This is a genomic window from Chryseobacterium sp. 22532, assembly GCF_052044665.1.
GTDB lineage: Bacteria > Bacteroidota > Bacteroidia > Flavobacteriales > Weeksellaceae > Chryseobacterium > Chryseobacterium lathyri.
In genome coordinates, this window is the sequence record NZ_JBQENJ010000002.1 from 121,908 (window position 1) to 139,649 (window position 17,742).

At 38.3% G+C, this 17,742-nt stretch carries 12 protein-coding genes; 10 read left to right on the forward strand and 2 right to left on the reverse strand.

Translation table 11 applies throughout. The features are described 5' to 3' along the window. Nucleotides 1–45 precede the first annotated feature (45 nt). Both ACTJIV_RS04830 and ACTJIV_RS04835 read left to right on the forward strand, forming a co-directional pair. Nucleotides 46–2,937: a TonB-dependent receptor gene (locus ACTJIV_RS04830; RefSeq protein ID WP_440625952.1), complete on the forward strand. Its 2,892-nt coding sequence runs from the start codon at nucleotides 46–48 to the stop codon at nucleotides 2,935–2,937. An 11-nt stretch (nucleotides 2,938–2,948) separates the two neighbouring features. Then, nucleotides 2,949–3,773 carry a tyrosine-protein phosphatase gene (locus ACTJIV_RS04835; RefSeq protein WP_336379590.1) on the forward strand — a complete coding sequence of 275 codons (825 nt, stop codon included), beginning with the start codon at nucleotides 2,949–2,951 and terminating at the stop codon, nucleotides 3,771–3,773. A 150-nt stretch (nucleotides 3,774–3,923) separates the two neighbouring features. On the opposite strand, the gene ACTJIV_RS04840 is transcribed toward ACTJIV_RS04835, so the two are convergent. Both ACTJIV_RS04840 and ACTJIV_RS04845 read right to left on the reverse strand, forming a co-directional pair. Beyond that, nucleotides 3,924–4,274 (reverse strand): hypothetical protein, encoded by a 351-nt coding sequence (locus tag ACTJIV_RS04840; RefSeq protein ID WP_440625953.1) that lies wholly within the window; start codon nucleotides 4,272–4,274, stop codon nucleotides 3,924–3,926. A gap of 198 nt (nucleotides 4,275–4,472) precedes the next feature. After that, nucleotides 4,473–5,696, reverse strand: coding sequence for a tyrosine-type recombinase/integrase (locus ACTJIV_RS04845; RefSeq protein WP_440625955.1), 1,224 nt, complete (start codon nucleotides 5,694–5,696; stop codon nucleotides 4,473–4,475). A gap of 473 nt (nucleotides 5,697–6,169) precedes the next feature. On the opposite strand from ACTJIV_RS04845, the gene ACTJIV_RS04850 reads away from it, so the two are divergent. From ACTJIV_RS04850 to ACTJIV_RS04885, 8 genes are all read left to right on the forward strand, one after another. Beyond that, nucleotides 6,170–6,772 carry a hypothetical protein gene (locus ACTJIV_RS04850; RefSeq protein WP_440625956.1) on the forward strand — a complete coding sequence of 201 codons (603 nt, stop codon included), beginning with the start codon at nucleotides 6,170–6,172 and terminating at the stop codon, nucleotides 6,770–6,772. A gap of 281 nt (nucleotides 6,773–7,053) precedes the next feature. Next, the gene (locus ACTJIV_RS04855) at nucleotides 7,054–8,436 is read left to right on the forward strand and encodes a hypothetical protein (RefSeq protein WP_440625958.1); all 1,383 of its coding nucleotides are present in this window, start codon (nucleotides 7,054–7,056) and stop codon (nucleotides 8,434–8,436) included. 195 nt (nucleotides 8,437–8,631) lie between these two features. Continuing rightward, nucleotides 8,632–15,294, forward strand: coding sequence for a GEVED domain-containing protein (locus ACTJIV_RS04860; protein WP_440625960.1), 6,663 nt, complete (start codon nucleotides 8,632–8,634; stop codon nucleotides 15,292–15,294). Nucleotides 15,295–15,371: 77 nt separating this feature from the next. Next, nucleotides 15,372–15,869, forward strand: a complete 498-nt coding sequence (locus ACTJIV_RS04865; protein WP_440625962.1) for a hypothetical protein — start codon at nucleotides 15,372–15,374, stop codon at nucleotides 15,867–15,869. Nucleotides 15,870–15,910: 41 nt separating this feature from the next. Further along, nucleotides 15,911–16,429, forward strand: a complete 519-nt coding sequence (locus ACTJIV_RS04870) for a hypothetical protein (RefSeq protein WP_336379583.1) — start codon at nucleotides 15,911–15,913, stop codon at nucleotides 16,427–16,429. Nucleotides 16,430–16,581: 152 nt separating this feature from the next. Further along, the gene (locus ACTJIV_RS04875; protein WP_336379582.1) at nucleotides 16,582–16,815 is read left to right on the forward strand and encodes a hypothetical protein; all 234 of its coding nucleotides are present in this window, start codon (nucleotides 16,582–16,584) and stop codon (nucleotides 16,813–16,815) included. 11 nt (nucleotides 16,816–16,826) lie between these two features. Beyond that, a complete protein-coding gene (locus ACTJIV_RS04880; RefSeq protein WP_336379581.1) occupies nucleotides 16,827–17,273 on the forward strand; it encodes a transposase in 447 nt (148 codons plus the stop codon). Between the two features lie 80 nt (nucleotides 17,274–17,353). Beyond that, nucleotides 17,354–17,707: a helix-turn-helix domain-containing protein gene (locus ACTJIV_RS04885; protein WP_440625965.1), complete on the forward strand. Its 354-nt coding sequence runs from the start codon at nucleotides 17,354–17,356 to the stop codon at nucleotides 17,705–17,707. The last annotated feature ends 35 nt before the right edge of the window (nucleotides 17,708–17,742 follow it).

Genomic DNA, 17,742 nt, shown 5'->3' on the forward strand with positions numbered 1-17,742 from the left:
GAATGTGGGTTTCGATTCGCCCAATTTTGTCACAAAAAAATTCCTATGAATAATTCTATTGGTTTTTCAAAACAAAAATCTCGGATCATACAGATTTCTGCATTTTTCCTGATGGCTTCTTTGGGAACCATTCATGCACAGACTATTAAAGGTACTGTGGTCGGCAAAACAAACGGAGCGCTTCCGGGAGCTAACATTTCGATTGTAGATGCCGAGGCTAAAGCTGTTTCGTCATTAGACGGAGATTTTAATCTTCTTTCACCCAAATTAGGAGAAATAAATATTAAAGTTGAGTATATCGGCTATGAAACAAAAATCTTCCCGGTTACGATAAAAGAAGGAACAAACGATATCGGTTATATTACCATTGCTCCCGAAGAAAAGAAAAACAAGGATGAAGTAAAAGATATTGAGCAGGTCGTAATTTCAAGACCAAACGCTTTGACCCAGGCAAAAGCTTATGAAATCAAGAAAAATAACAATGCCATCATGGAAGTTATTGCTGCCGATGCGATTGGAAAACTTCCGGATAGAAATGCAGCGGAAGCTGTACAAAGAGTTCAGGGAGTGGCTGTTGCAAGGTATCACGGTGAAGCAGATCAGGCGACCGTTCGCGGGACTCCTTTTGCGTGGACTTCTGCATTGTTCAACGGAAATCGTCTTCCAAGTGCGAATGTTTTAGGAAACAGATCTTTCGTTCTGGATGTTATTCCTTCCGAACTGATTCAGTTTGTACAGGTTTCAAAAGCCGTTACACCCGATATGGACGGTGATGCGATCGGCGGAAGTATTAATTTTATTACGAGAACTGCTCCTGCAAAGAAAACATTAAGTGTAAGCGGAGCGGGAGGGTATAATACTTTCTCTCAAAACGCAACGTATAATGGCTCAATTGTTTACGGAGACCGTTTTTTCAAAAATAAATTGGGAGTGATTTTGTCGGGTGCTATTTGGGACAGACAATGGGGAGCAGATTCATTTGATGTGACTTACAATACAGGTTCAGCAAATGATGTTCAAAAAAAATCCATCAGCACGATTATGATGAAACGATACATGGGAACGAGAAGAACGATCGGTCTGAATGGTGGACTGGAATATAAATTTAATGCCAATAATAAAATTTATTTCCGTGGAATGTTCAATAAGTTTGATGATATTCGTCCGGTTTACGAATCTTATGTAGATTATACCAACAGCCGTTATCAGTACAATTTCAGATATTCTCATTATCAGACAGAATTATACGGAATGGAGTTGGGCGGTGAGCACAGCATTTCTTCAAAATTAAATATCGACTGGATGCTAAGCGATTATCAGGCAAAATATTTTCTTGATACTCCGCCGACAAATGATATTAAAGGACTTCCGATTGCGACCTTCAGACAAAAAATAACGGGAGGATTTACCAATCTTTCTAGCGACGGAAAACGGTATTGGAGCTTCGATTCACCCAACGGAATAGGAGGGGAGTATCTGGATTACAGCTCTGACACAGCCAATCCGAATGAAGTAATGCGCCCTGATAAATTATTGCTTTCTCAATTGGTTATTTCAAAACTGGATAATAATGAAAGAGATAAAATCGCCAGAGTTAATTTAAAATATGATATAAATCCGAATATCTCATTAAAAATTGGTGCAAAATATCGTGAAAAGGACAGAAATAGTAGCTATGGATATAATGCTGTCTTTGTACCGACAACGACATCTCTTCTTACTCTTTCTCAGCTTACCACGACCGATGCTCCAAAAGGAACCGCTTTTCTCAACGGAATGAACGGAGATTACAGCCAGTACATCATGAATCCGCCGACAAAAGATCAGCTTTTCCAGATGTATTCTCCAGAATTTTTGCAGCAGAATGGTTTTAAAGATTTTTCAAATGCAGAAGCCAATGCAACAAGTGTTTACACAGGAGAAGAAAGTGTCTTTGCAGCGTACGCAATGGCTGAAATCAAAGCAAGTGATAAGTTCAAAATCATCGGAGGTTTCAGAAATGAAGCCACAAGATTAACTCTAAACGGAGCAAAGGCAACTAAAGAAGGTACTCCTGTCACAACAGTAATCAGTGAATCAATTGTGGAAAGTAACTATAATGCTTTTCTTCCGATGCTTCATTTACGTTATAGTTTTTCACCAAAGGCAAGTCTGAGGTTTGCTTACACCAGATCATTTATCAGACCGAATTTCGGAGATATGTCTCCGGGATCGAGCATTGACAATACTTCAAACCCGAACAGAATTACAAGAGGAAATCCAGATCTGCAGCCGACTTTCAGTCATAATTTTGACTTGATGGGTGAATATTATTTCAACAATATAGGTATTCTTTCAGGAGGTGTCTTTTACAAAAAAATCTCAGATATTGTATTTTCAGACACCTCTATTATGAATCTTAACGGAACTGATTATATGGTCACTCAGGCAAAAAATCTTCAGGATTCCAATTTGTTAGGATTTGAGATGGGAATCAATAAACGTCTTGATTTTTTACCGGGATTCTGGAGCGGTTTTGGAGTTGAATTTAATTATACATTCATCGATTCAAGCGTTGATGTTCCGAGAACGGCAAATGGAGTTCAGTATTTTGATAAAACCACGCTTCCGAATCAGTCTAAAAACCTTTTCAATGCAATTCTTTATTATGAAAGCAATAAAATAATGGTCCGGCTTGCAGGAAATTACAGAGGAAAATCCGTTGAAACGATCAATCAAAATTTAGGTCCTAATTATTATATCTGGTCTGATAAAAATTTTACCATTGATTTTTCCGCGAGTTATGACATCAGTAAAAAAGTGAAGTTATTCATTGAATTAAATAATCTGAGCAACGAAAGCTTAAGGCTTTACATGGGCGACAACAAAAAAAGAGTAACATCAAACGAATGGTACGGAAGCAGAGGACAATTGGGAGTTCGCTGGCAAATATTTTAAAAATTTTATTTATGAAAAAAATAGTATTAACATTGGCGATTGCAACTTTTGGAGCAACAGCAAACGCACAAATTAAAGACAGTCTTCGCAGAGTGGTAAAGATGGAGAGAGCATATAATTTCAGAGATACAGGAGGTTACAAAACAACCGATGGAAAAGAAGTAGTTTTGGGGAAAGTTTTCAGAAGTGATGCCATCGACAAACTTACCGATAAAGATTTAAAAACTTTTAAGGCTAAAAAAATAGTTACTGTTGTGGATTTCAGGGGTGTTGAAGAAGCTAAAAAAGCACAGGACAGGCTTCCTGAAAATACAAGTTATATTCTTTGTCCGGCAGGTAGTAATAATCTTCCGACTGCTCAGGATATGGCAAAATTCCTGAAAGATAAAAACTTCCTTTTTGATATGTATGGCGATGGCGGCATTCCATATTTCGGGGAAAGATACAGAGCTTTATTTGTTCAATTATTAACATTAAAACCAGATGAAGCATTGCTTTTTCATTGTACAGGCGGTCGAGATAGAACAGGAATGGCTTCAGCGTTATTTTTGAAAATTCTGGGTGTTCCGCAAGATATAATTGAAAACGATTACGTCGCTTCTAATTTTTATTTAGCCAAAAATCCGACCATGAAAACCATGTATTCCGGACTATCCAAAATGTCGGGAATGACAGAAACAGAAATCAAACAGCAAATGGAACTGAGACCTGAATTAATAAGAAACTTTTTCGCAGCTATTAACAAAAAATACGGAAGTGTTGAAAATTTTTTTCAGGTCGAAATGGGAATCGGACCAAGAGAGATTACAGTTTTGAAAGAAAAATATTTGAAATAATAAATAGACAATTTATCCAAAAAAAACTTAGTTAGATTCATAAAATATGCCGTGCAGAATTTTTTCTCACGGCTTATTAGTGTAGCTCCGGTATAATATTTCACAATTGAATCTACTCTATCCTGCTTTATCAATATATCCAAGATCTTCCTATCTGTTATACATACTGCTCCAACGGGCTACGGCATTGTTAAGCAATGTGAGATTGACGGTGCTCATCTTAGAAAATTCTGCGTGGAAAGCCTTTTGCAGGTCAGAATTCAAGGTTACAAAACCGTTGAAAAGATTCTTCTTCTCAAGATCAAGGTCTCTTAACTTGGATTTAAAGGTTGCTACGGCAATCTTCGCCTCGCTGGTAAGATGGGTGATAACGGTCCTTATCTCACTTGGCAGGGTATGAAAATTGGCATCGTTCATAACTTTATAGGCCACGTTGATCACCTGTCTCCTTGCATACATCGTGGCGCCCGCACCAAACCTCGTAAGGAAGAAGAAGACCATGCCCATGTTCTTTGCCAGACCTGCTATCGCTTCATTATCATCATGCATTGGTCTTTTTATATAAATCATCGATGCCTATAAAACCATACAATATCAATAGTATCTAAGATGATAAGAAGTAATAACATCTATAAAAGGATCCGAATCATATTAATTTCAATATCATCACCTAAAAAATTTCCATAATGTATGATCAGATTATCCTGCTAACCTTTCAAAGTGCTCACTTAGCGAAATCACCTGTTGTTGGTAATTGATATAATTGAGAAACATTTGTTCTGTTGCATGGCCTGTTGCGCGCATTAATAAGGGAGTTGGAATCTTTCCATAAAAATTGGTCGCAAAGCTTCTTCTTCCAATATGGCTCGTCAAAACCTCCCATTTTTCTGCATTTTCAATCTGACTTCTAAATCCCCGTCTTTTTCTTGTTCTCAGAACCTCATTGAGACCGGAAAGTTTTGCAATTTCCTTTATCTGGCTATTATAAAGGTGAGGTGACAAATATTTGGGAAAATTGTCCTGATATTGTTCCATCACTTTTCTGATATTCGGATGAAGTGGGAGTAGTATATGCTTTTTTGTTTTTTTTTGAAAAAATGATAAGCATAGCTTTCCATCGATAAACTGAAGTTGTTCCCTGGAAAAATTCATGAAATCTGAAATTCTTTGTCCGGTATAGCAGCTGATAATTAGCCATCCTTTGGCATCCTGGAGTTCCTCTGGTACTTCCATTTCCTCTATTTTATTAAGTTCCTGTTCAGAAAGAGTCATTATCGTTCCCTGTGGGGCAAATTTTTTCACTACTAATTCTTCGGTATATGTTCGTATACCTTTTCTTGCCGCGAAGTTGAGAATCGTTCTGACAAAGTATACGGTCCTGTGAAGTGTACTTTCGCAATACTCTTCTTTTTTTCCGAATTGTAGAAAATCTTTTACAAACTCAGAATTCACATTCTCAATCAGGATTCTTTGAGTGGTGTAGCCTTCAAAGCGTTCCAGAAGACGCAGAAAAACCTTATACCGCTTCATGGTTGAATGGCAGATCAGTCCGTTCTTTTTCCCGATATATTCTTTCACATAGAACAATAAATTGTTTTCCTGATGCTCTGTTTCTTTTTGATAGCAGTACTTTTTGATCTGTGATGCCAGGATCTTTTGGGTAAGGATCTTCTTTTTCTTTATTCTTTCCTTAATGCTTTCAGTTATAAGAATTTTTATCCTGTCTAGCTTAGCATTCAATAACTTATATTTTTTCAGATAGATATTTTTAGGGCGCTGCTTTTCTATATCCCATTCTTCACTGCCAATTCGTAAAGAAAGATGAAAGAGATAATTGATTTTCAGGGTTTCATCTGTGAGCCTAAGGTCTATACCACAAAATTGAGATGTTGTACAAGGAGAAAGAAAGTAGTAATAATCCATCGTTGAAAATAAATTTAATGTTAATGTTCAACGAAATTACGATAAAAAGGAGTCTTATCTAGACTACTTATTGAACATGAATTTTGTGTTAATAAAGCATGTTTTAATGTCAGCAAATCTACGTACGTATTTGGTGCGGAAGCATTATTAGTTGTAATGAATTCAGAAATAATAATCCTTTATTCCTAATAATTTGATCAATAAATATTTACATAAAATATTGTTTATTAATTAATTAAATGATATTAATTCCTAATTAATTACACCATTAAATTGAAATTTGATCAAGCTGAATTCATTTTACTTATGTTCAAATTCTTTATCAATAGAATTGATTAAAAGATCTCGAAACCCTGAAATGTGAAAATGATCTTTTAGATATTCATTTTATTGATCTTTTTTATAAGGTGTCCTATTTTAAATGAGTTGATGAGAAAAGTAGTCTAGATAAGACTCCTTTTTCCACTAACCAAATGATGAAAGCAACACAAATAAAATGGAGTAAATACCAAAAGCTCCTTATAGAGAGAAAATTGTTTACAGTTTTACTGTGGTTTTTTTGTTGCAATAATATTTTTGGACAGATCTACATAGGAGAGGGAACAACAATCATTGTAGAAAACAGAACTTTCATTTGTCAAAAGGCAGAAGCCAGGACAGCTGAGAATTTTTCAGAAGTTCTCACTGCAAATGACACATTACATCTGGCAGCACAAATTGAAGTGCCTGCACCCAAATCCACTAGCTCAAATATTAAAACAGAGAAAAAACATTCTCCTGAACCGGAAGTTAAAAAAAATAAAATAGCCGAAGTTCCTTCATGTAATTTTTCTACCGGGCCGGATCAGCATTTTACATCTTTCAAAAAGGGGAGTTGCCTTATTTCGGTTCCTGTTCACAATCCTACTTTGTTGGTTTACTTCCAAACAGGAGTTCAACAGGATAAAGATTTTACTTTTTCCTGCAAATTATCACCCGAAAAACTATCGGAACAATACAAGAACAGGATATTATATTCTTTTTCTGTAATACGGCCACCTCCATCGAGCCATATTTCAGGCATGCAGAAGTCTTGATTGCCTTACCATTTTCACAGGATTCTCAAAAAACAAATAAGAACATCAGGTGCATTATTCTTAATTGTAGCTGAGAATTTGGCATAACACAATTCTATGTCTTTTAAAATCTTGAAAGCGGTCATTTCTCTGAAATAGAACCGGAAATAAGCTCAGACCTGTAAAAAGGTTTTAGCTAGAAATGGCTTGCAACAGTAATAGCAAGCAAGCACTATGGCTGCTGGTACTAAGTAAAAGATTATAGAAATAAATACTCAACAAAATAACAAAAACATAAAAAAATGAAAAAAATATACCTATCCATTGCTTATATGGCTTTTGGTATGGTCTCAGGGCAAGTGGGTATCCATACTGAGAATCCGAAAACAACACTGGATGTAAGTGCCAAGAGAGATAGCTCCGGGAATATCACAGACAATACCCAATCAATAGGTTTACAGGCTCCACGCCTTACGAGAGCGGAACTTACAGCCAGTACAGCAGTATACGGAACAGACCAGACAGCTGCTCTTATCTATATTACTGATATTGCGGGTGGAGATACCAATACTCCCAGAACCTATATTGACTCCCCGGGTTATTATTACTTCGATGGTACATTATGGCAGAAAGTCAAAGGAGCAGGTAGTGGAAGTACAACAGAACCCTGGATGGTTCGGGCAAGCAGTACCGAGGCCACACTCAACACCCAAGATATTTACCAGAAAGGAAATGTGGCCGTAGGAACCAATCAGGGCATCGGGACCTTTCACATTGATGCTGTAAAAGATAATCCCGTGGGAGCTGCTCCAAATGCAGTTCAGGTATTGGATGATCTCATTATCACTCCAAAAGGTAGAATCGGGATCGGATATTCTCCCAGTGATATAGTGATTGGTGCGAATCAGCTTGATGATAAGATCACTTTTCAGGCTAACACCGATCTGGATGTTAACTATAGTTTAGCCACGACCAACAATGCACAGGCAATTGTGCACCGCAATATCATCTCTGGCGGGAGTATCGGAGCCAGGACGGCAAGACCAAACGGAACTTCAATCACTGCCTTTGAAGGACATACCTCAACGTCAAGCAGTGCTTATGGTGGTGGAAGCTTAATTACCCAACAACGTGCCGGGATAGTTCTAAGAACAGGAAAGTATACCTCTGTAGGAGGAGAGATATGGCTGGGAACTTCAGGAGCCAACAGTGATGGCAGTGCAGCCTCAAATGCAGGAAATGCTTACCGTGCTATTATGGATGAAAAAGGGAACTGGGCTCTTGGTGCAGATCCTAATGGAGATTCATTTTACAGGAATCCCACCCAAAGATTAGATCTGATATTAGGAGGGGTCCGTATAGATGCATTAGGGTATGGTCCACTCGCAGCATGGCAAACTCTGCAGGCTTCCCAGCGCCCGGACTATATCAGTACCAATCCAAATGATAGGGTTGTGGTTGCGGATGCCAATGGTGTATTGAAAACCATAGACCGCTCGGAGTTCACCGGTAAACCAGCTTTTGCAGAGCTTCATATAATTAAAAAGGCTGCTGATATTACCCCTGCCATTATAGAAGGCTGTCCTGTGTATGACAGTGAATTACTGGCACAGACAGACAAGACATTACCGGAAGGAGGCCTATACCGTATCTCGGGAAAGGGAGTACTGATGATTAAATATTAAAAAATGAACTTCATAAGCTTAAGATCCCTGTGAAACAATAAATTATTAATACTAACAATTAAAAGCACATTAAAGAATGAAGAAAAATGAAATCTAGTTGGGCAACTTACAATGTCAAGAGTTGTTAATATTAGCGTAACTCTTTCATTAAAAGCAATTTAAGCTTTAAAATATTATCTATTAATACTAATTTTTATGAAACCAAAAATCAATTTTTTCCAGAAGCATAATCTCAGGTTGGCATGGTTTGTTTTGATGACATTAGGTGGTTTTACCACCATAAAGTCACAAAATCTGCTGACCGAGAGTTTTAATTATACTTCCGGGACAATACTTACAACGGCCAACTGGATTCAATTGGCAGCTGGCTCACCCAGTGCTACCGTATCTGCCGGGAATTTGGCTTATCCGGGAACCATTGCCAATAATTTTGGGAATAAGGTATCTTTAACAGCAACAGGACAAGATGTTTACCGTACATTTACAAGTGCGGTATTAAATGCAACTACTCCTGCGATTTATACCAGTGCTGTTGTTAATGTTACGGCAGCACAAAGTACAGGAGATTTTTTCCTTTCACTCGGAAATACTACGACTTCTATAGCAAGACTTTATATCCGTAGCAACGGGGCCGGATTTAGCTTTGGAGTATTGAGAACTACTTCCGCAGGAACTGGGACCGTAGAATATGAATCTACTGAAAGACCTTTCAATACCAATATCAGAATTGTTCTGAAATACGAACAGGTAACAGGAACTACCAACGATATTGTTAAACTGTATGTAAACCCATCTACAGCTTCAGAACCGGGAAGTGCAGATATTTTGCATACCGGAACCCTGGCAGATACCGCTTCATTCTCAGCAGTGCAGCTTTATCAGGGTATTGCGGCCAATGCACCTGCTTTAGATATTGATGGAATTACGGTTGCCACAAGCTGGTCGGGCCTTGCTTCAGCAATCTATGACTATGGGGATGTACCGATAAGTTATGACAATACAAAAGATGGGGTATATGTACCTGCTACACACACACTATTATCGGGTTTAGCCCTGGGAAGTATTGTTCCTGATCTGGAACTTGCTCCCAGCAGTGTTTCTTCGGGAGCCGATAACAACGGAAGCAATGGAGACGGTTCTGATGAAGATGCAATTACTGTTTCAGCAAACCAAATCAGAAAGGGAGTACCATATACTTTAAGTGTTCCGGTAACCAATCCGTCCGGAACAAAATATTTATATGGCTGGATCGATTTCAATAATGATGGTCTTTTTCAGGCAGGTGAATTATCTGATGCATTTATAACATTCACGGCTACAGGCTCTACGACACAAACACTTACATGGTCTGCTGCTAAAACAGCAACCTTGGTAACCGGCGTAACAAAGCTGTATATGAGACTGAGACTTTCAGACCGCTCGCTGGCTGATTTTACTACAGCAGCTTCTGGAGGAGCGCTCGTTGATGAAAGAAGTATCGGAAATGGGGCTGCAAGCACAGTGAATGCAGCTGATTATCCTACCGTAGCAAATGGCGAAGTTGAAGATTATCAGATTGAAGTAGTTGACACTTTTGATTACGGAGATGCGCCATCCACTTATGAAAATGACAAAGACGGAAATCCTTTGCCAGCAATGCATGCTCCACTTTCAGGATTTAGCATAGGAACAATTTGGGATATAGAAAATGCTCCGAACAGCATTGCTGCAGGAGCAGACAACAACGGAACAAATGGAGATGGTACAGATGAAGATGGTATTACAACTTTAACAAGTGTAAGCCGTGGGGTGGCATACAGTATTACAGTACCCGTAAGCATTCCTTCTACCTTAACAGGGACTAAATATTTATATGGCTGGCTGGATCTTAACGGAGACGGACATTTCCAGTTAAATGAGATTGCATCTGCAACTCCGACAAGCATAACAGCAGTAAGTGCAACTAATGTAACCCTTACATGGAGCGCTGCTCAAACTGCAGCCGCTGCATCAGGAGCTACGAAGATCTATTTAAGGTTGAGGCTTTCTAATTTAAATTTATTAGATTTTACTACAGCTGCAAGTGGAGGGGCATTGATTGATGAAAGAAGTGTTGGGAATGGAGCAACATCAGCTACTGTATCTACTAATTCCTCATTAATAGCATTTGGAGAGGTTGAAGATTATCAACTCCCGGTAGATCTGTATGATTTTGGAGATGCTCCGGCTTCTTATGAGATCAATAATGCGGGGGTGGCATATCCTGCAAGACAGATTACTACCTCTCAATATACGATTGGTTCTGTTATAGATAACGAGCAGACTGCGCAGAGTGTTACAGCTGGTAATGATAATAATGGAACCAATGGAGATGGCATTGATGAAGATGGCCTTTCCGGAGCCCTTCCTGTCATTACAAAGGCGGCTCCATTTAGTTTTTCAGTACCGGTTACAGCTCAGACTGCTTCGTCTGTTATTGCATGGATCGATTTTAACAACAACGGAAAATTTGAAGCCAATGAAGTTGCTTATACACTGGCAACAGGTACGGTTACAGGTTATCAGTCTGTCGCTGTAGGTACTTCTATAAAAACATTTTGGTTTAGAGGAACACAGACGAATACAGTTCCGAACGGGATCAATAATCTGTATGTAAGGATCAGGCTGACGCAGACTGCAGGTACAGATAATACTGCTACAACAGCTGTAGATGAACGTTCAATTGCTGACGCTGCTAATACAGGTATTTATACTACTCCAGCCAATGGAGAAGTAGAAGACTATCGTTTTGCGGTAATTAGAGATTTGGATTTTGGAGACGCTCCGGAAAGCTATGAAATGGATAAAGATGGGTTGGGAAATCCTGCTAATTTTAAACCTGCAAGAAATTCTGCAACAGATGCATTGTTTTTAGGAATGTTTTACACGCTGGAACAAGGCCCAGCTTCTGTAGCTTCTGGAACAGATAACAATGCCCCAAATGGTGATGGAGCTTCTGACGATGGCCTTTCTCAGGATCAGTTGCGTATCCGCACAAATGCTGTAAATACATACACCGTAGGAGTAAATAATACAACAGGTGCTGCAGCTACTTTATACGCCTGGATTGATTTCAATAACAATGAGAGATTTGAAGGAAGTGAGTTTGCTACAGCATCAGTTGCCAATAATGCTGTATCAGCGAATATAAGCTTTACGGCGGCTCAAGTTAACACCATTGCGGCTTCGACTGGAAAAGTGTATATGAGATTGAGATTGATACAACCAAATGCAGAAGTAACGATTTCAGATCTTACCACAGGCACTAATGCAGCTGTAGTGGATGAAAGAGCTATTGCAGACGGATTGAGCACAGGGGTATATGCTTCTGCATCTTTAGGAGAAACAGAAGATTATCAATTGACAATAACAAGAGATTATGGTGATGTACCGGGAAGTTATGAAAATGGAATTCCTGCATCTCACACCAACAGCATAATACCTGAGCTTACTATTGGTTCGACAATTGACTATGAGCTTACTAATAATGCAGTAGCTCCGGGAGCTGATAATAACGGGACTAATGGAGACGGTGCAGATGAAGATGGGATAGTTACCCCTCAAACTATTACAAGCGGTGCTCCTTTTACATTAACCGTACCTATCAATACCACAGTTACTGGTACGAAGAACCTATATGCATGGATTGACATTAACGGAGACGGTATATTTAACGGAAATGAAGCAGCAACAGTTTCTGCATCTGTAACAGCGGGTACAACAAGTAACTTTACTCTGACCTGGAATTCCACTAATGCATCTGCTTCTGTAGTATCAGCAGGAAAAACTTATGTAAGATTACGTCTTTCGGGTACTGCTCTTACAAATAGTAACAGTGCTAATGCTGTATTGATAGATACACGAAGTTTTGGACAGGGTGTTGATGAAGGAGAAATTGAAGATTATCAGTTTCTGGTGAGTAACTTATATGATTATGGTGATGTACCTGCTAGTTTGTACGAATATACAAGGGATGCAGTACCTGTATACCAGCCCGCACGTCAGGCTTCGTCTTCTACCTTAAGATTGGGTAATACAGTAGATATTGAATCTGTTCCAAACTCTGTAGCTGCTTATGCTGATAATAACGGAACCAACGGTGACGGTACGGATGAAGATGGTATTGCTTCAGTAATGCCTGTTTATAAGGGAATTAACTACTATTCCAAAGTGAGTATACTGAATAATACAGGTGCTGCCAAAACGCTATATGGATGGATTGATATTAATAATAATGGAAGATTTGAATCTTCTGAGTTAGCTTCAGTTTCAATGCCAACTTCTGCGTCTCAACAAACAGCAACACTTTTATGGACAGGAACTAATACCAATACTATTCCTGTGGGAGTTACTAAGGTATATATGCGTCTGCGTGTATCTGAAAATCTTTCTATGAGTGATTTCATTACAGGGGTACCAGGTGCATTGGTAGATGAACGTTCTATAGGAGATGGCTTAAGTACAGGCCTTTATGGTATAGCCTATGGTGGTGAGGTGGAAGATTATCTTTTACCAGTAATTACTGATTTAGATTATGGAGATGCTGCTCCGGTTTCTTATGAAACAAGCCGAACCAGTGTTGTGGCTCCTGCAAGACAGGCTTCCAGCCAGGGACTGTATCTTGGTAATAATCCTGCAGATTATGAGTCTGTAAAACAAATACAGGCAGGTAATGCTTTGGGAGATGACACCAATGGACAGGACGATGAAGACGGAGCTGTACCGGGACCTATAGTATCTGGTGGCGGTTATAGTTTAAATATTACAGCAACAAACAGTACAAGCGCTGCAAAAACTTTATTTGGCTGGATAGATTTTAACAACAATGGAAGCTTTGAAGCCTCAGAAGCTGCTACAGTATCTGTTCCTGCTGGAACCAATCAGGGAAGTGTAGTTTTGAACTGGGTAACAACAGCTACTAATATTGTTGGAAATCCAAGCCAATTATATATGCGCTTACGTATATCAGAAGGAACCCTTACCGATTTTGTTACAGGTGCTCCCGGTCTATTGGTAGATGAAAGAGCACTTGCTGATGGCCTTATTACAGGAGAATATGCAGCCAGTCCTGTGATATATAATGGTGAGATTGAGGACTATACCATTTCGGTAACTACCGATTTGGATTATGGGGATGTTCCTGTGAGTTATGAAAAACCGGGTGCGGTTTTGATCCCTGCAAGACAAATTTCAAGTATAGCACTGCAGATAGGAACAACTCCGGACATAGAACCTTCTGCACAAAGTGTAACGGCAGATACTGATAACAACACAACTAACGGTGACGGACTGGACGAAGATGGAATAGATCCTAGTGCACATGAAGTAATAAGAGGAACAGCATTTTCTTTACCAGTAAAAGTAACGAACGTTATAGGAACAGCAAAAGTATTATATGGCTGGATCGATATCAATAATAATAGTGTGTTTGAAAGCAAGGAAGTTGCATCTGTTTCAGTTCCTACTAATACTGTAAATGGAACTGCTATCCTTACATGGGCAGGAACTAATACTGCTAATATAGCAGCTTCAGATGTATATTTACGCCTGAGGTTATCAGATGGTATTCTTGCTGACAATACAGTTACCACTGCTTATGATGAAAGAGCTGTTGGAGACGGCCTGACTACAGGTGCCTATGCAGTAAATGCATATCGTGGTGAGATTGAAGATTACAGGCTTCATGTTACTTTTCCAATTACATGTTCAGGTACTGCCAATATACCTCCTAATGGAGTGATAACTGTAAACGGAGTGCAGGTAACTACAGTATCTTCTGGTTCAGTAACAACCTATGGCCCTAGTTATAGCAGCTGTTATGGAGCCATCAATGTTAATGCCGGATCTTTATGGGTTGGTAGCGGCTCATATGGTGCTGCTACAGCAGCTTCGGCATGGTCTGTAACCTTTAATTTTAATAAACCTGTTAATGATTTGATTTTGGTATTATCTGCTACAGGTGGACTGGGGAATGAAAACTTTATTTTCAATTCCAATGGCGGAGCGGTATCGGTTTTTTCTGATAACTCTTGTTATTCTACTATTACGGGTAATACAATAAACTCTGGGTCTGCGGCTCCTGTTGAAGCAGGAGGCGGTGGAGGAATCTTTAAAATAAGTGCACCGAACGCTTTTACGACCTTAACTATAAATGGAGCGGGTGGATATAACGGTACCTTAATAGCGATGTGTACGGCAAGTATTACTCCTCAGCCGCCTGTTATTAAATATCTCACTCCTGATAGCCAAACGGTATGTACAAATGCAGCACCTGCAGACATTGCAGTTTCAGCAACAGGTACAGGTACACTTACTTACCAATGGTACAGTAATGCAACTAACAGTAATGTTGGAGGGACAATGATTGCTGGAGCCACATCTGAAAGTTATACGCCGCCGGCATCTTCTGTTCCGGTAACCAATTATTATTATGTGATTGTAACAGACAGCAACGGAAGCAGAACATCTCCTCCTGTCAGCGTTGTTGTTAACGACTGTAGTACATCATATTGTTATAAACCTGGAATTACTTCCGGTGCAGCTCTGGACAGCAAGGCGGGAATTACATCTCTAAGCAGAGCTGGGGCAAATGATCCTGACAACTGGCCGATGGTTCGTAAAGGAGCATGGTTGGTTTTGGAATCTAAAACTAAAGGGTTTGTAATAAACAGAGTACCATTTGACGGTTCAGGAAATCCTGTAGGAATTGCTCCGGCAGATTTTGTAGAAGGAATGATGGTATATGACACAACAAATAATTGCCTGAAAGTTTATACTTCAATTGATGGCGGAATCAATTTTAGCTGGCAATGCATGAGTACACAAACTTGTCCCGATTAAACTATAATTATTCATTCCAAGGCTGTTTTTCATTAAACAGCCTTCAGGAATGGATTTTAAATAACAAAAAATAAGAAATGAAAAACACATACAAATATCCAGTGCTTTTAGCAGCTATGTTTTTAACAGGTTTTATATCCCAAACATTTGGGCAGACCAATTCTCGAATAGGGACCTCTAAAGATCTTGTTTTAAATTTTGAAGGAAATGGTTTTAATGCGGGAACAAAAAAGTTAATGAACTTTTCAAATTCCTTGTCAAAAAGTACACACAATGAAAGTTCCCTTAAGGACAATGAGATTACGATTGGTAAAAATGGATTATATCAAGTAAATATTTCCGGTAATATTCATGAAAATGATCAATTTGAGCAAAAAGAAGAATATGTCATTTATATAAATGGGACTGAATCACTCAGAGGTTATGAAGTAGCCGGGTCACCCACTGGTATTTTCTCATTCGAGAAAGAGCTAAAGAAAGGTGATGTGCTGAGTATCGGAACTACTATGAATAACGAGCAGCTAAAGAAGAGTACAGGAACCAATATTCTCACCATTCGTTTACTGCAAAATTAATTCTTGTTTATTCTATTTATAACAATGAAAATAAAAGAGCAATGAAAAAAATAATAACAGCAATAATAATTTTTTCTGTCATTGGCATAAAATCTCAAGTGGCAATAGGAAAAGAGAATATCACTAATACTTCTGTCTCTCTAGAATTTTCGGATACCGAAAATAAAGGATTGGTTCTGCCTTATGTGGAAAACAAAAGCGGGATTTCCCAAAATGGATCTATTATATTCGATACGGTAGATAATAAAGTAAAATATCTTAAAAGTGGAAGCTGGTTTGATTTAAGTGTAGATACTACTGGTAACGCGGATCTTTCTATTCAGGGGGCTGACAAGACAGAGAAGCTTACTGCCAAAACCGCAATAGGAGCCAGCGCTGCTACGGATACTACACAAGGTATTCTTGTATTAACAGATCCTGATAAAGCAATGATTCTGCCTAAAGTTGCCAGTCCGCACCTCAATATCATTAGTCCAAGTGCAGGGATGATGGTGTATGACACTACAGCACGTCAGCTGGCTGTATACAATGGTACTGTATGGTCTTTCTGGAAGCCATAGATTTTACTATTTGAAATGATAATATCTTCAACCAGGTAACCAGTTTACTAGTTTTTCATAAGTTCTAGTTGTAATAGTTTACTATGGTTGAAGATTTATTTAGTTCTTCTGATTAAGGAGTTTTAGTCTAAAACAGAATACCCGCTATTTATATGATAAAGAAAGTTGCATACGGCCAGTCTTTTCTTGGGATGACCAAAAAAGAAGTGCTGAAAGAATTGGGAGACAGTTTTAACTTCTATCCTGATGATATTTGGCAATATGAGCTGAATAAAACATGGTGGGGACTGAAAACCATTATGTTTCTTGAATTTGAAAACAATATAGTAAGTTCTAAATATACCAAAAATGTATTTGGAAGCATCAATGTAGGTAAACGAGAATAAAAAGTTGAAAAATGAGTAGCCATTTTAAAAATATCCACATAGGCTCATTAGTCAGACAAAGAGTCCTGGAACTTGAAGTTGAAACATCACGTATTTGTAATTTTTTCAAATGTAACAATAAAGAAATAGAAGAAATGTTTTTACAAAAGGAACTAACCACTGGCATTCTGTTAAAATGGAGCAAATTGCTTGAATATGATTTTTTCAGGGTCTATTCTCAGCACCTGATATTATATGCTCCACAAAGAAGTACTAATCACAATAGTTCGTCAAACGAAAAAGGATCTAAGCTTCCGCAGTTCAGGAAAAATATATATACCAAAGAAGTAATAGATTTTATTTTGGAATTAGTGGAAAGTGAGGAAAAAACGAGGCAGCAGATTATTGATGAATATAAAATTCCCAAAACAACTCTATACAAATGGATAAGCAAATATGCTTTAAGAAATAAGATATAAATAGCAAGTTCTACGGAAATAATTGAATTCATATTGGGAAAGCCCCGATTCTAAAAAACATTCATTCTAAAAAAAACATTATGGAAAAATCAACTCCGGATTATCACCGCATCTATAACGATATAATAAATAAGAAATATCCTGACAGAAAAGAAGAATGTAAAGTTTTGTTAAATAAACAAAAACTATCAGTATTAGATATCATAGAGCTTAACCGTAAGATCTTCGGTAAATCTGATCAACCGACAGAAGTATTTAACCAAAACCACCGATCTTACAATAAATCTTCTATACTTGAGATTTTGGATTATCAGGAAAAAAACAGGTTGAATAATCTACAGCTTGCCCAACATTTTAAACTGAGCAGGAATACTATAGCCAAATGGAGGAGATTATTTTGGGTTACACCTAATCATAATGCTGAAAAAAAATAAACGGTTTTAGCTGTAACACATTTGAAAGTAGAATT

What these genes read in the sequence shown, in the direction of transcription:
- ACTJIV_RS04830 (WP_440625952.1), top strand. Translation starts at nt 46, where the DNA reads ATGAATAATTCTATTGGTTTTTCAAAACAAAAATCTCGGATCATACAG.
- ACTJIV_RS04835 (WP_336379590.1), top strand. Translation starts at nt 2,949, where the DNA reads ATGAAAAAAATAGTATTAACATTGGCGATTGCAACTTTTGGAGCAACA.
- ACTJIV_RS04840 (WP_440625953.1), bottom strand. Translation starts at nt 4,274, where the DNA reads ATGGTCTTCTTCTTCCTTACGAGGTTTGGTGCGGGCGCCACGATGTAT.
- ACTJIV_RS04845 (WP_440625955.1), bottom strand. Translation starts at nt 5,696, where the DNA reads ATGGATTATTACTACTTTCTTTCTCCTTGTACAACATCTCAATTTTGT.
- ACTJIV_RS04850 (WP_440625956.1), top strand. Translation starts at nt 6,170, where the DNA reads ATGATGAAAGCAACACAAATAAAATGGAGTAAATACCAAAAGCTCCTT.
- ACTJIV_RS04855 (WP_440625958.1), top strand. Translation starts at nt 7,054, where the DNA reads ATGAAAAAAATATACCTATCCATTGCTTATATGGCTTTTGGTATGGTC.
- ACTJIV_RS04860 (WP_440625960.1), top strand. Translation starts at nt 8,632, where the DNA reads ATGAAACCAAAAATCAATTTTTTCCAGAAGCATAATCTCAGGTTGGCA.
- ACTJIV_RS04865 (WP_440625962.1), top strand. Translation starts at nt 15,372, where the DNA reads ATGAAAAACACATACAAATATCCAGTGCTTTTAGCAGCTATGTTTTTA.
- ACTJIV_RS04870 (WP_336379583.1), top strand. Translation starts at nt 15,911, where the DNA reads ATGAAAAAAATAATAACAGCAATAATAATTTTTTCTGTCATTGGCATA.
- ACTJIV_RS04875 (WP_336379582.1), top strand. Translation starts at nt 16,582, where the DNA reads ATGATAAAGAAAGTTGCATACGGCCAGTCTTTTCTTGGGATGACCAAA.
- ACTJIV_RS04880 (WP_336379581.1), top strand. Translation starts at nt 16,827, where the DNA reads ATGAGTAGCCATTTTAAAAATATCCACATAGGCTCATTAGTCAGACAA.
- ACTJIV_RS04885 (WP_440625965.1), top strand. Translation starts at nt 17,354, where the DNA reads ATGGAAAAATCAACTCCGGATTATCACCGCATCTATAACGATATAATA.